General features: G+C 35.3%; 13 protein-coding genes and 4 pseudogenes. 8 read left to right on the forward strand and 9 right to left on the reverse strand.

Annotation, left to right across the window (positions count from 1 at the left end):
- Positions 1-97 precede the first annotated feature (97 nt).
- The 3 genes and pseudogenes from QE177_RS14855 to QE177_RS14865 all read left to right on the forward strand — a co-directional run bounded on the left by QE177_RS14855 (position 98) and on the right by QE177_RS14865 (position 2,724).
- Positions 98-956, forward strand: a pseudogene (locus tag QE177_RS14855) (triacylglycerol lipase).
- A gap of 409 nt (positions 957-1,365) precedes the next feature.
- A complete protein-coding gene (locus tag QE177_RS14860) occupies positions 1,366-1,539 on the forward strand; it encodes a hypothetical protein (RefSeq protein ID WP_280552502.1) in 174 nt (57 codons plus the stop codon).
- A gap of 783 nt (positions 1,540-2,322) precedes the next feature.
- The gene (locus QE177_RS14865; protein ID WP_280552501.1) at positions 2,323-2,724 is read left to right on the forward strand and encodes a hypothetical protein; all 402 of its coding nucleotides are present in this window, start codon (positions 2,323-2,325) and stop codon (positions 2,722-2,724) included.
- Positions 2,725-2,969: 245 nt separating this feature from the next.
- Here the strand turns inward: QE177_RS14865 and QE177_RS14870 are convergent, their stop codons facing one another.
- Entirely contained in the window at positions 2,970-3,200 is a 231-nt protein-coding gene (locus tag QE177_RS14870) for a transposase (protein ID WP_280552499.1), read from the reverse strand.
- A gap of 231 nt (positions 3,201-3,431) precedes the next feature.
- On the opposite strand from QE177_RS14870, the pseudogene QE177_RS14875 reads away from it, so the two are divergent.
- Together QE177_RS14875 and QE177_RS14880 are read left to right on the forward strand one after the other, a co-directional pair.
- Positions 3,432-3,533, forward strand: a pseudogene (locus tag QE177_RS14875) (IS3 family transposase); the annotation flags it as partial.
- 418 nt (positions 3,534-3,951) lie between these two features.
- Entirely contained in the window at positions 3,952-4,335 is a 384-nt protein-coding gene (locus tag QE177_RS14880; RefSeq protein ID WP_280552505.1) for a hypothetical protein, read from the forward strand.
- A 471-nt stretch (positions 4,336-4,806) separates the two neighbouring features.
- Here QE177_RS14880 and QE177_RS14885 read toward each other — a convergent pair whose 3' ends face one another.
- From QE177_RS14885 to QE177_RS14900, 4 genes are all read right to left on the reverse strand, one after another.
- Positions 4,807-5,100 carry a transcriptional regulator gene (locus QE177_RS14885; protein ID WP_280552506.1) on the reverse strand — a complete coding sequence of 98 codons (294 nt, stop codon included), beginning with the start codon at positions 5,098-5,100 and terminating at the stop codon, positions 4,807-4,809.
- Positions 5,097-5,342, reverse strand: coding sequence for a hypothetical protein (locus tag QE177_RS14890; protein ID WP_280552507.1), 246 nt, complete (start codon positions 5,340-5,342; stop codon positions 5,097-5,099). Before QE177_RS14890 ends, QE177_RS14885 begins: the two co-directional genes overlap by 4 nt.
- Before the next feature lie 232 nt (positions 5,343-5,574).
- Positions 5,575-6,435, reverse strand: coding sequence for an Rpn family recombination-promoting nuclease/putative transposase (locus QE177_RS14895; protein ID WP_280552508.1), 861 nt, complete (start codon positions 6,433-6,435; stop codon positions 5,575-5,577).
- 39 nt (positions 6,436-6,474) lie between these two features.
- On the reverse strand, positions 6,475-7,179 hold the full coding sequence (locus QE177_RS14900; protein ID WP_280552575.1) for an IS6 family transposase: 705 nt from the start codon (positions 7,177-7,179) through the stop codon (positions 6,475-6,477).
- Between the two features lie 69 nt (positions 7,180-7,248).
- Between QE177_RS14900 and QE177_RS14905 the strand changes: the two are divergent.
- Both QE177_RS14905 and QE177_RS14910 read left to right on the forward strand, forming a co-directional pair.
- A pseudogene (locus tag QE177_RS14905) lies at positions 7,249-7,569 on the forward strand (phage late control D family protein); the annotation flags it as partial.
- 61 nt (positions 7,570-7,630) lie between these two features.
- Positions 7,631-7,861, forward strand: coding sequence for an ogr/Delta-like zinc finger family protein (locus QE177_RS14910; protein WP_280552509.1), 231 nt, complete (start codon positions 7,631-7,633; stop codon positions 7,859-7,861).
- A 36-nt stretch (positions 7,862-7,897) separates the two neighbouring features.
- Here the strand turns inward: QE177_RS14910 and QE177_RS14915 are convergent, their stop codons facing one another.
- The 3 genes from QE177_RS14915 to QE177_RS14925 form a co-directional block, all read right to left on the reverse strand.
- Positions 7,898-8,581 carry an IS6 family transposase gene (locus QE177_RS14915; protein WP_280552510.1) on the reverse strand — a complete coding sequence of 228 codons (684 nt, stop codon included), beginning with the start codon at positions 8,579-8,581 and terminating at the stop codon, positions 7,898-7,900.
- A gap of 446 nt (positions 8,582-9,027) precedes the next feature.
- Positions 9,028-9,291: a hypothetical protein gene (locus QE177_RS14920; RefSeq protein ID WP_280552511.1), complete on the reverse strand. Its 264-nt coding sequence runs from the start codon at positions 9,289-9,291 to the stop codon at positions 9,028-9,030.
- Positions 9,276-10,493, reverse strand: a complete 1,218-nt coding sequence (locus QE177_RS14925) for a S8 family serine peptidase (protein ID WP_280552513.1) — start codon at positions 10,491-10,493, stop codon at positions 9,276-9,278. Before QE177_RS14925 ends, QE177_RS14920 begins: the two co-directional genes overlap by 16 nt.
- Positions 10,494-10,954: 461 nt before the next feature.
- Between QE177_RS14925 and QE177_RS14930 the strand changes: the two are divergent.
- Positions 10,955-11,638, forward strand: a pseudogene (locus QE177_RS14930) (IS6 family transposase).
- A 242-nt stretch (positions 11,639-11,880) separates the two neighbouring features.
- Here the strand turns inward: QE177_RS14930 and QE177_RS14935 are convergent.
- Positions 11,881-12,777, reverse strand: coding sequence for an Rpn family recombination-promoting nuclease/putative transposase (locus tag QE177_RS14935; RefSeq protein WP_280552514.1), 897 nt, complete (start codon positions 12,775-12,777; stop codon positions 11,881-11,883).
- Positions 12,778-13,007: the final 230 nt, after the last annotated feature.

A 13,007-nucleotide genomic window follows, 5' to 3' on the forward strand; every position in this document is an offset into this window, starting at 1 on the left:
ATGTTAAGTTATTTATACGGTTCTAATCCTAAAATAATATTTTTGGAGATTTCTCATTCAAAAACTTATACATTTTTGTTTTTAAAAGGAATTTATAATGTCTCAAAATTTAAAATACCCTATTGTCCTAGCTCATGGATTATTTGGTTTCGATAAAATCGCTGGTATTTACCCTTATTTTTTTAATGTTGCTTCTGCATTGGAGAAAGTAGGGTGCAAAGTATTCACCGCTACTATGTCAGCAGAAAACAATAATGAAGTTCGTGGTAATCAATTACTTAAATTTGTTAAAGAGGTTATTGCTGATACCGGTGCACTAAAAGTTAATCTAATTGGTCATAGTCAAGGTCCATTAGCTTGTCGTTATGTTGCGGCAACCAATCCTGACTTGGTTGCATCAGTAACTTCTATTAATGGAGTAAACTTCGGGTCTGAAATTGCTGACTTAGTGCTTTTAGCTTTACAGACTAATATATTACCAAAAGTTATTGCAGAGGCTATTCTTAACGCTTTTGGTATATTTCTTTCTGCTATTGCTGGCTATCCTTGTTTACCTCAAGATGCAATAGGGGCTCTCAATGCATTATCTACTGAAGGATTGGCTGAATTTAACGTCAATTATCCTCAAGGTTTACCAAGCAAATGGGGGGGGAAGGAAAGGAATTAGATAATGGTATATACTATTATTCTTGGGGAGGAATCGTGAATTCTATGCCAGATTTAAATCCTCTACATATGGCAATGCTTGGATTATCTATTTTCTTTGAAAAAGAACGATTTCAAAATGATGGTTTAGTTGGTCGTTATAGTATGCACCTTGGTAAAGTAATTCGCTCTGATTATATACTTGACCATATGGATGCTATAATCAGCCGGCAGGGATGGTAAGTAGTAAAGTGGATCCTATTGCGTTATTTGTAAACCATGCAGCTTTATTAAAATCTAAAGGTTTGTGAGTTAATAACTCTCATAAACTAGTTTTTCTGTTTCATTAATAAAATGAATAAATGTAAAAAAGCAGGTTTAGTAATAATTAAATGGATATTGCTGGCTGGATTATTACCCGCGTGACCCATACCTTAAATGATAGCGGATTTACTACTGCGATTGAATTAGAGGTAAAAATTTCTGATTTAGAGGTGAACGAGTAATTTTTGTTAAGTATGATAAAATGGTCTTAATATCAACATGATGATCAAGAAGGTCGCTGTCATGATGAGATGCCCACTTTGCGGTCAATCTGCCAATACCCGTAGTTCGTTACAAATTTAAATCAAACTGGGGTTCTACGGGTAGTTTGCGGGAAAGTGCAGGGAACTACGTTAAGAGTTTTGCTTACCACTCATAGAAACCCGTCAAGATAATATGCTCCCAGCCAGATGGAAATCAGGTGGTCGACCTAGAACTGCTCCAGATAAGCTGGAGCAGGCTCGCATACTTTATCAAAATTCTGAAAAGTCGGTTCGTGAGGTCTGTGAGCTATCTGGTTTCTCAAGAAGAACGTTACTTAGCTACATGAAAGAGCATAAAATGCCTTAAGGGTAAATACCAGCGATTTTATCGAAACCAAATAATCCATGAGCTAGGACAATAGGGTATTTTAAATTTTGAGACATTATAAATTCCTTTTAAAAACAAAAATGTATAAGTTTTTGAATGAGAAATCTCCAAAAATATTATTTTAGGATTAGAACCGTATAAATAACTTAACATACAAATAAAATAAACGTATGCTTAAAATTCATTTTTATGAAATTTTAATTAAATTGAAATTTTTTATATAAAAATTAATTAGAAAGTTTTCAATATATTTTAACTTATTTTATTATTAAAATAATAATAGAATATCAACATTTGTTATACTTATTTTTCACTATGTGATTTAACTATTTTTTGCTATGAAATAAAAAAGATAGACAACTATAAAAAATGAAATTTAGTTTTGTCAATGAAATTGAAGTGCTAGAGTAGTAAATTTTTAACAAAATGTTATTATGAAAAAATCATCTATTTTAGCGCAGAAAAACATTTTAAATCCCTATGTGTTGTTTTTGGATTGAGTTTAAGAAATCGCTGTTATTGTAATACTATAAAACTTTTATGGTTATAACAAAAAGCAAAAAACATATATTATATTTTTTTAAAAAAATATCATTGTTTTTAATTTAATTTAAATTGAAAAATACTAATAATTATGTGAACATAAAAAACATTAAATAAACCTAAACATTAGTTTTTTTAATTTACCATTAATATATTAATTTTTTCTAAACAAGAAAAAATTAATAAAATTTAACCATAGTTAATATAGGAACGTTAGTTATGAACACAAAAGAAATGCCACAAACATTTTACACATTTACGACATATCTTGCATTAATTGATACTGTCTTTAAAACAAACAATAAATTTAAACTAAAGGTAATTAGTTCTAACTCTCCTGCTAGTCAAGAAATAGAAATTAACTCATCTTACCCCAATAATAATGTTTTTACTGAATTCAATATTAAGACAGCAGATATAGTGGTATGGACATTAGAACTTTACAAAGAAGATAATACACAAGTATATCGAGGTAGATTAGAACTTGTGTATAATGATAAAGATAAAAAACTAACTATTTTAAAATTTAAAGAAGATTCTGATTCAGGTACACATATTGGACTTAATTTAGAAAAGAATGACTTTAATTTTACGTTTGAAATTTTTGGGTCTATAGACTAACAATTTTTCTATAATTAAAGTCAGAGACATTATGTAAAAAAACTAAATCGGTAATAAAAGGGCAGGATCTAAACTATCTATATCAAAAGTAATATAGACAGGAAGAGATCCTGCATTTCTGCGAATTTTTTTGCTATCTCAATTGATCTCATATAGAACGAATGGCACTGTTGCAAATATCGTGATGCGGCATTATTTGTTGGTGAAGGTATTACATTTCAAAGGCTCTACTCACCAGACACATCTCACCAAGAGGATGACCTAACCTTTACACAGTGCCCACATGTGAGTTTACCCGTTAATGGCAGACCGGGACCGGATTTTACATTGCGTTCTAAACGAAGGGTTTTTACCCATTGGCGTATAGCTGAAAGGCTTACATTCATCGCTTTCGCTGCTTCCTGGTGGGTATAATTCTGTTCAAGCACTAATTGGGCCGTTTCACCTTTAAATTCAGCAGTATATATTTTACTCATTTTAGCACCTGTAAAAATTATGAGGCAAGCATATCACCTCTACTTAGGTGGCTAAATTCAGTATGCCACTACAAGGCTACCTAGGCAGATAGAATTTAGATAATATCAATTTGTATATAAAATATACTTTAGCGTAGGATATTTTCCGTTTTCCAAGCGGATCCCATATAGGGCAATATCCGATTAAGCACTTATGACGAATAATGAAGCTCAGTCGCGAGAGCCTGGGGTTATCGTATGTCAGCAGCACAATTACGCAAAGAAGGTTATAGGGTTGGTTATTATAAAACCCGAAAATTGATGAAGCAGTTGGGATTAAAAGTTAAACAATGAAAGCGTTATCGACCAGGTTCAAAAAGCAAAGCGATAGCTGATGCCGTATTTTAGTACCAACGTATCGCCTAAAGGATAATGTCGTGTGTAAAGTGTCGACCTTTAAAAATATTCATGTGGGCACCTTTGATTAAATCGTCAGGAATATTAGCAGCAACCCGATCTTTGTAACAGAGCCTTAAAAATTAATTTATTTTAAACATCTATAAATAAAAAACAATAAAATATGATAAATAGCATTAAAGAGTTTTAAATGAAAATATTTATAAAATAAAAAATATAATTATAAAACAATGAAAATAAATTTTAATTAAATTTAAACTTGATAAACAATACAAAATATATATAGTTACATCAATTAAATAATATTTCATAAAATAAACTACCAAAAAATAACAGGAGCTTCTATAATGAAATAATGGGTGAGAAATATAGTGTATATTTTAAATTATCTGATAATATCTTTAAGACAGATGATTTTTTTGAAATAAATATTACTTCCTCAACAGGTAAAAATTATAAATTTAGTTCAGTTTATGATGATGAATCAAATGAACCAAGATATAATCAAATTGATATTGATAATTCAGCAGGAACAATAATTTTAGATTTTGTTATTCAAAGAAAAGATAATTATGAAGTCATATCTACATGTAATGCAACAATAAAATATGATGATATAATTGGAAAATTATCTGTTTTCCATTTTGAGTCAAAACCAAGAGAAGGAGTTTCTATTAAATTAGATGTTGTTGGCGATAAAAATGACCATGCTACTTTAGAAATCACTCGTAAAGAATAAAATAAATCCAGTTTAAAAAACGGAAATGAAATAGGGTTACTTTTTTTATTGAATAGAACGCGTAAATAGTTCTATTCATTTTTAATGAATCTAACAATCTGTTATTTATATTTTTTATATTAAATGACTTAATAGAATTAATAAAAAATAATTAAATATTTTGCAGTCAATTAATTAAAATTAACGGTATTTATATAAATAGTTACAATTTGTTTTATTGTTTATCATATTATTAATCGATTTTATCATTTTAAATTTCAATAAGGATTAATGATATTGTAAGAAATAGAAAAACCAGCCCGAGAGATAAACAGGCCGGCTTGATTTTTCCCATAGCGTTAGCGCAACCTAGCCGCATTAGGAGGCAGGGCTTTATATTTATAATTTTAGTCGAAAGGAATATTACTACGGGGTTAATTATCGTAGGAAAATAGGCGCCATGGCAGGTGCCTTAAAGGCACCTGTTATTTTCTATTGATTTGTGGTGGGGATGGTTTTGTCTATTCTTTTACAGTTATACATCGTAAAAATTGACAGACGAACATGAAATACCGTTAATAGCCCTGTTAATGATTTTGTTTCAAATTTATTTTTAGACTCTGCAATAGTTTGTTTAACATTTTTATAAGAAACAGCCCGCAATACTGAAATTTCTTTTTGTGGTATACCTTGTGCGAATAAAAATGACGTTTCAAATTGCACCTGTGTCAGCTCAGGAAACTCTTTACGTAATTCAGGATACTTAACTGGATCGACTATTTTCATGCCACCACCTCACAAACAGGCAGACGGCCAGACCAGATAAAACGAACGCTTGAGTAGGTTTTAAGTAAATTTAAAGTGTCTTGAGTAAGTGATGCTTTTGTTGTGGGTTTGTTAGGGTGGTTTGGAATAATCCAATAGATATCGATAAATTTAAAGTGAGTTTGAATGTTAGCCATAGCTACGTTCTCTTTCGTAAGTTTTTGTTCCTCACTTCCCGATGCTAAACGGGGGTGGCGAGACATAACAGGGTTAGCATACCGGTACGAAAGAAACCGGCGAGCCGTTAGGCTCCCCCATTACGCCCCGCCATATCAAGACGTAACTTAGGTTTTCAACAGACGTAAAAAAACCGCGCTATAGCGGCTATTGTCCGCTTTCGTACTCAGGATGCTAAACCTGATCATCTATATAAAGATGACAACTCAAATATAACAGGTTAAATCTTTTTGTGTCAACTAGTTAGACCCATGGAAGCTAAATATTTTTCTTTAAATTATTCAATTCAGCGTCAGTTAATCCTGTTGACATTTTTATAATTTCACGTTTTACGCCATTTTTGATAAGTTGCCGAGCAATTGTGATTTTTGTATCTCGTTCACCCTTAAGTTTTCCTTTCTGCATACCCTCCTGAATCCCCTCAAGTTTTCCTTCCAACCTACCTTTTTGCATTCCTTCTTGAATACCCTCTTGTCTAAGAGCTTGTGCAATCGTCATAAGCGCCTCTTTGTGTTTCTCTGAATTTTTAGCAATATTTGTGACAAATTCTATCGGATTTTTAGCATTACCCTCTTGGATCAAGTAATTCATCATTGTTACTGCCTGTTTTTCTGTATAATAATCATACGACAACAATTTGGCAATTTCGTGCAATAATTCTGACATATCACGCTGTCGAATATGTTTTTGTACGAATTCCAGTAATGCTATCCGATGGTGTTTCATAATCTCACCGTCATCAAGCGTCGTTACATCAACTAACTTAAACGGTTCTGTATAAATTTTCTCAGCAAGTTCACTATTGCTAAAGCAGTCAAACCAGCAAGTACTATGTGGATGTGGACTTTTCTCGCCAGCATAAAACAAAATCGGGTACACTAGTGGTAATTTTTTGTGACCCGCTTCTAAGTGTTTTTGCATCGCTCCCATACTGTATTTTATCAGACGCCACGCGATAAGTTTGTCCGGTGTTGATTGATGCTCAACGAGTAGATATAAATAACCTTTTCCTTTTGTGGTACTAACAGAATACAGGATATCACTCTGGTAATTTTTCATCTCTTCATCAATAAATGATCCTGATTCAATGCGGATAGTCTCTAGATGGCACTGTTGCAAAGATCGTGATGCGGTAGCCTTAATTTGTTGGTGAAGGTCTTACATTTCAAAGACCCGATTCACCAGACACATCTCACCCAGGGGATGGCCAAAGTAAAATGACTCCGCCTGACCTTTACGCAGCGCCCGCATCACTTCAATCCCTTTTATTGTGGCATAAGCCGTCTTCATCGATTTAAAACCCAGCGTGGCGCTGATTATCCGTTTCAGTTTGCCATGATCGCATTCGATAACATTATTTCGGTACTTAATCTGTCGGTGTTCAACATCAGACGGACATTGGCCCTCACGTTTAAGCTGAATAAGCGCACGAGCATATGTTGGAGACTTATCCGTATTAATAACGCCTGGGATCTGTCCCTGTTTTACATTATTTAAAATTTTACCCAGAAACCGATATGCCGCTTTGCTATTACGCCGTGGTGAAAGATAAAAATCCAGGGTACGCCCTCTGTTGTCTACAGCGCGATACAGATAAGCCCAGCGACCATTCACCTTTATATACGTTTCGTCAATGTGCCACGGGCAAAGAGCGGAAGGGTTACGCCAGTACCACCGCAGCCGTTTTTCCATTTCAGGGGCATAACGCTGAACCCAGCGATAGAGGGTGGTGTGGTCGACATGCACGCCGCGTTCGGCCAGCATCTCTTGCAGCTCACGATAACTAATGCCGTATTTACAGTACCAGCGTACTGCCCACAGGATGATGTCGCGGGTAAAGTGTCGACCTTTAAAAACATTCATGTGGGTCACCTTTAGTTAAATCGTCAAGCATGATTATCAGCAATTCGATCCGATCTTTGCAACAGTGCCAAAAAAAAGCAGAAAGAAGGTTATTACCTGATGGGTGAAGAAGGGAATGTTCTGATGCTCGCACACACTTATGCCACGGCACGCGCCGCAAAAGCTGCCTGGGAAAAGATACAGCGCGGTGTCGCTACTTTTTCAATCCAACTGGCTAAAGGTCGAGCTGACCTCTACCCTGAAATGCCCGTTAAAACGTTTGGCTTTAAACCAGAAATGGATGTTGCTGACTGGATCATTACCCGCGTTACTCATACCTTAAATGACAGCGGCTTTACTACTGCACTGGAACTAGAGGTAAAAATTTCTGATTTAGAAATGGACGAGTAATTTTTGTTAATTATGATAAAATAGTCTTAATATCAACATGATGATTAAGAAGGTAGCTGTCATGATGAGATGCCCACTTTGCGGTCAACCTGCCAATACCCGTAGTTCATCACAAATTTCAAATCAAACGAAAGAGCGCTATAACCAGTGTCAGAATATCAACTGTGGTGCGACATTTATCAGTCATGAAACGGTAGCTCGGTTTATTTCGCAACCAGGAAAAATTGATCCAGTGAATCCTCATACTGATGAATTTCAACAAATAGCACTTTCTTTGGTTCTGTCGCATTAATGGAGAGTGATTAAATTTATGCAGGAGGTAAGGTTTTTAGGTAACTAAAGCATAAAAGGCATCTACTGGACGGATAACTTGTCCATTGATAGGGATTTGTTGTTTATGGAGCATATGCAATGTTTCTATTCCTTCCAGTAAAACTTTTGCCGTTCGGTACGTCTTAAAGCCAAGCATCGCTCGATAGCGTTTTTTAATGAAACGGTGATCTTGCTCTACTATGTTGTTTTTATAACGGCACTGTCTTATTTTTATCCCCAGCTCACCCTGATTAAGTGACATCAATGCAGCCCGATTAGCCCCACTTTTATCAATATTCACCCCCATAGGGTAGGTATTTTGATGGATAGCTTTCCTTAAAAAGCGTAATGCAGATTTTTTATTTCGCTTTTGACTGAGAACAAAATCTATCGTTTCACCGCTAGCCTCTACGGCACGATAAAGATAATGCCATTTCCCTTTTATCCTGATATAGGTTTCATCCAGATACCAGGTGCCACCATGGATTTTTCGTTTCTTTCTGGCAACCCTGGCGAGTTTTGGCGTTAATCGTAAAACCCAGCGATGAATCGTGGAGTGATCAACATCGATTCCTCTTTCCTGCCTCATCTCCTCAAGGTTGCGCAAGCTTAAGGAATACGCCAGATACCAGCGTAAACAGACCAATATTACCTCAATGGGATAGTGGAGACGTTTAAAGCCTTGTTTAACAAGACACATAACCGCTACTCATATCTGAAAACAATATTCAAATATTCATTTTATCAGGCTGACATTTTTAATGCGACAGAACCGGCTTTTTTAATCATGTCTAAAAGTGCAACGTTTTGCATCATTTTGCACGATTTTTTTAACCCTGTTAAGGTTAAGGAAAGCCATATCTAGCATAGGTTAACACCTTTTTTGAAAGTGCAACGAAAACGCTACATTTAGTGGGCAGGCGTGGCGGGGCTATGACTGCGATTTTTGGTTTTTTTGATAGTCTAAAGAGATGAGATTAATTTCATTATTAACAGTGTTTGAAATTGAATTTGACTGAAGTGTTTTATAACAAGGTTAATTATAAAAAAACAACCAGTTAAATTAAGTTATAAGTAATGCAAATCAGCCACTTTTCATTAGTGGCTGATTAACCAATAAGTAAGTAGGATTAGTCCTAACTTAAGCTATAGAATCTCTCTCCAGAACTCTAAATTACCAGGTTCCCAGCCTTGGTTGTTACTTATTGCTATCCATTTTTTATTTTTCCAGCTGACTTTGTCACCCGCCATGTAAAGTTTAGCTATATCCCAAAGTGGATAGTCCGTTGGTAGCTGTAAACGCCGCTGTAATTCCTCAATGGCATTGCGAACATTAGGTAGTGGCCCTATATGATTACTATTCCATTGGTTGTTTTGCGGTGTTCCTGTTTTAATTAATAGCGCTCGCATTTCATGGGGGTAAGCACATGACCGGTTTGTTGTTTATACCAGGACTGAATAGCAACTGCTGCGGATGCTGCTATAGGGGTTGCTGATGATGTGCCATTAAATTCTTTGGTATAATTATTATTAGGCCCTCCATTATATAAATAACCATAACCTGTAGTAGTAACAGATTCCACCCAACCCTGAACATGTATCATACTGCCATAAGTAGAAATGTTAATATTTCTACATGATCGATCCCCGCCTCCAACACGAATAACACCATTATCAATACGATTTCGATATTCAGAATAGATATCCAAGTCTAAATTTTCATTACCATTCCCCGCCGCCATCATAATAATAATTCCAGCTTTTAGTGCCTCTTGCGTAACATCCCAAACAGCATGATTAAAGTCAGCAGGTACATAATTCTGTGGGGTGCCGCGTGCTCCACCTGTTTGCATCTCATAAATAAAAACATCGCCGGCCCTCAAAATTTCTAGTCCTCTAGCTATACCACTAACACGCCCATCAGGTATTTCTGAAATACCGTAAAATGCATCGGCACCATATACCATACCTTTCACCCCAAAACCAACATCTTTAGCAAACATTATTCCAGCAACAGCTGTACCATGATCTGAATTAGTATTGTTATTATTAGACACAAGTTCAATAAAAGTATCTTTTTTAAGGTTGACATGATTGTAATTAAAATTATGCTCTATATCCGCAATTCTAATACCTTGACCAGTTATTCCAAGAGACCAACCATATTCCATATCAATTCCTGAATAGTAAGGCCCCGCTGGGTCTTTATACCCTTGAAGACGGCCAAAGCTAGGAGTATCATTAGTTGTTTTATTGACAAATATTTTTTCACTGTCAGCTTGAAGATTAGGTGGTAATTCCATTGGCTCTAAGGTTTCAACATAGGCATACTCAACAAAATCATAAGCATTCATTTTTTGTGCAAGATGTTCTTTTTCCTCCAATGCCATATTGTCAATATCTTGCACATAACAAATCCCCACCAGGTTTTCAAAATTAACCGTGTTAATTTGATTCTGGATTACCAACATTTCATCGCTAACAATAGACTTGAAGCTAAACTGCGTTAAAAAATTGTCCTGAGTGGCGACAGATTTTAAGATTAATACCTGATTATCTCTTGATTGAATAACCTCTCGGTTAAACTTAATAACAATATTATGTTTTTTCATTTTTATGCCCTGCGTGGTAAATGTTAATAAAGTTGAAGTTGTATAAATATATCTAACACACAAGCGAAACTAACTGATAGTTAAAATAACTTAATGTTTTTTTTTGTGGTTTTTATAAAAAATAGCTTTAATTATAATATCGTTAATCTGTTTTTTTTTTATAAAATATATTCTTAAAGAAAACAAAATTAATTAAAAATATTTTCAATTAATTCCTGAATATATTTTCAGCCTCTTTATTCCAACTAAATAAATACAGAACATGGATATTTATTTTCCATTCTAATTAATTTAACTTCTTTTTTACAAACCCAATATATTTTGCATGGTTATATTTTACAAAAAATTATCATTCTGAGGTGGAATAAAAAAGTATGGATAATTATCGGTTCTGTCGCATTAAAAATGTCAGCCTGATAAAATGAATATTTGAATATTGTTTTCAGATATGAGTAGCGGTTATGTGTCTTGTTAAACAAAGCTTTAAACGTCTCCACTATCCCGTCGATGTCATTTTAGTGTGTCTACGTTGGTATCTGGCGTATTCCTTAAGCTTGCGCAACCTTGAGGAGATGAGGCAGGAAAGAGGAATCGATGTTGATCACTCCACGATTCATCGCTTGGTTTTACGATTAACGCCAAAACTCGCCAGGGTTGCCAGAAAGAAACGAAAAATCCATGGTGGCACCTGGTATCTGGATGAAACCTATATCAGGATAAAAGGGAAATGGCATTATCTTTATCGTGCCGTAGAGGCTAGCGGTGAAACGATAGATTTTGTTCTCAGTCAAAAGCGAAATAAAAAATCTGCATTACGCTTTTTAAGGAAAGCTATCCATCAAAATACCTACCCTATGGGGGTGAATATTGATAAAAGTGGGGGCTAATCGGGCTGCATTGATGTCACTTAATCAGGGTGAACTGGGGATAAAAATAAGACAGTGCGCTATAAAAACAACATAGTAGAGCAAGATCACCGTTTCATTAAAAAACGCTATCGAGCGATGCCTGGCTTTAAGACGTACCGAACGGCAAAAGTTTTACTGGAAGGAATAGAAACACTGCATATGCTCCATAAACAACAAATCCCTATCAATGGACAAGTTATCCGTCCAGTAGATGCCTTTTATGCTTTAGTTACCTAAAAACCTTGCCTCCTGCATAAATTTAATCACTCTCCATTAATGCGACAGACCCCCCCCGCCACGCCCCACCATAGATTATTAGGTATGTAGCTGAAGTTATTATGGACATAAAAAAACCGCGATTTTAAGCGGCATGTCCGCTATGACATTTGGGATGCTAAACCCAGATCACTAAGTTAGTAGTGATCATTGAAATATAACAGTTTAGATGTTTTTTTGTCAATAAATTAGGCCACTGAAAATTAAAGTTTTTTAGTTAATTTATCAAGTTCTTTGTCAGATAATCCAGTAGAAATTTTCACAGTATTACGATCAACACCATTAGCCAAAAATTGTTTGGCTAATTTTAAAGTAGCTTGTTTTTCGCCTTCTTGAATACCGTCTTGTCTAAGAGCTTGTGCAATCGTCATAAGCGCCTCTTTGTGTTTCTCTGAGTTTTTAGCAATCTCTGTGACAAATTTTATCGGATTTTTGGCGTTACCCTCTTGGAGCAAATAATTCATCATTGTTACCGCCTGTTTTTCTGTATAATAATCATACGACAATAATTTTGCAATTTCGTGCAATAATTCAGACATATCACGTTGTCGAATATGTTTTTGTACGAGTTCGAGTAATGCTATCCGACGGTGTTTCATAATCTCACCGTCATCAAGCGTCGTCACATCAACTAACTTAAACGGTTCTGTATAAATTTTCTCAGCAAGTTCACTATCACTGAAGCAGTCAAACCAGTAAGTACTATGCGGATGTGGGCTTTTCTCGCCGGCATAAAATAATATCGGGTACACCAGTGGTAATTTTTTATGACCCGCTTCTAAGTGTTTTTGCATGGCGGCCATACTATACCGCATCAATCGCCACGCAATGAGCTTATCTGGTGTTGATTGATGCTCGATCAACAGATATAAATAACCTTTCCCTTTTGTTGTACTAACAGAATAGAGAATATCACTCTGGTAATTTTTCATTTCTTCATCGATAAATGACCCTGATTCCACGCGGATCGTCTCTAAATTACATATTGATTTTATTTCTTCGGGTAGCCAGATTTCGAAAAACTCTTTAGCGGTCTCTTTCTCACTTAAAAACTGCCTGAAAACAGCATCGTGAGGAGTTGGCGTGAATTTTTTGCTCATTCTGTGTTTTTCCGTTTTTGTATTACTTACAAGCGTAACAGGTTTGCAATAGATTGTTGAGTCATATCAACAGATCTACTAAGATAATGATGTCACTGGAGAACCCCAGTGATCAAGGTTTAGCAGCCTTGAGTACTAACACACTGGTAAAAATTTTTACCAGTGTTTAACTTGTATTGCCTGCTATCACCGATATGGCGGTCCAGGTAGGGGAGCCGAAAGGCTCGCCG

Origin of the sequence: Arsenophonus sp. aPb (assembly GCF_029873475.1) — a bacterium.
Taxonomy (GTDB): domain Bacteria; phylum Pseudomonadota; class Gammaproteobacteria; order Enterobacterales; family Enterobacteriaceae; genus Arsenophonus.

Bases quoted from the DNA above. Each gene is read 5' to 3' on its own strand.
- QE177_RS14910 (WP_280552509.1), top strand. From the start codon at position 7,631: ATGATGAGATGCCCACTTTGCGGTCAACCTGCCAATACCCGTAGTTCA.
- QE177_RS14885 (WP_280552506.1), bottom strand. From the start codon at position 5,100: ATGAAAATAGTCGATCCAGTTAAGTATCCTGAATTACGTAAAGAGTTT.
- QE177_RS14920 (WP_280552511.1), bottom strand. From the start codon at position 9,291: ATGCGAGCGCTATTAATTAAAACAGGAACACCGCAAAACAACCAATGG.
- QE177_RS14915 (WP_280552510.1), bottom strand. From the start codon at position 8,581: ATGTGTCTTGTTAAACAAGGCTTTAAACGTCTCCACTATCCCATTGAG.
- QE177_RS14890 (WP_280552507.1), bottom strand. From the start codon at position 5,342: ATGTCTCGCCACCCCCGTTTAGCATCGGGAAGTGAGGAACAAAAACTT.
- QE177_RS14925 (WP_280552513.1), bottom strand. From the start codon at position 10,493: ATGAAAAAACATAATATTGTTATTAAGTTTAACCGAGAGGTTATTCAA.
- QE177_RS14880 (WP_280552505.1), top strand. From the start codon at position 3,952: ATGGGTGAGAAATATAGTGTATATTTTAAATTATCTGATAATATCTTT.
- QE177_RS14865 (WP_280552501.1), top strand. From the start codon at position 2,323: ATGAACACAAAAGAAATGCCACAAACATTTTACACATTTACGACATAT.
- QE177_RS14935 (WP_280552514.1), bottom strand. From the start codon at position 12,777: ATGAGCAAAAAATTCACGCCAACTCCTCACGATGCTGTTTTCAGGCAG.
- QE177_RS14900 (WP_280552575.1), bottom strand. From the start codon at position 7,179: ATGAATGTTTTTAAAGGTCGACACTTTACCCGCGACATCATCCTGTGG.
- QE177_RS14860 (WP_280552502.1), top strand. From the start codon at position 1,366: ATGCTCCCAGCCAGATGGAAATCAGGTGGTCGACCTAGAACTGCTCCA.
- QE177_RS14870 (WP_280552499.1), bottom strand. From the start codon at position 3,200: ATGAGTAAAATATATACTGCTGAATTTAAAGGTGAAACGGCCCAATTA.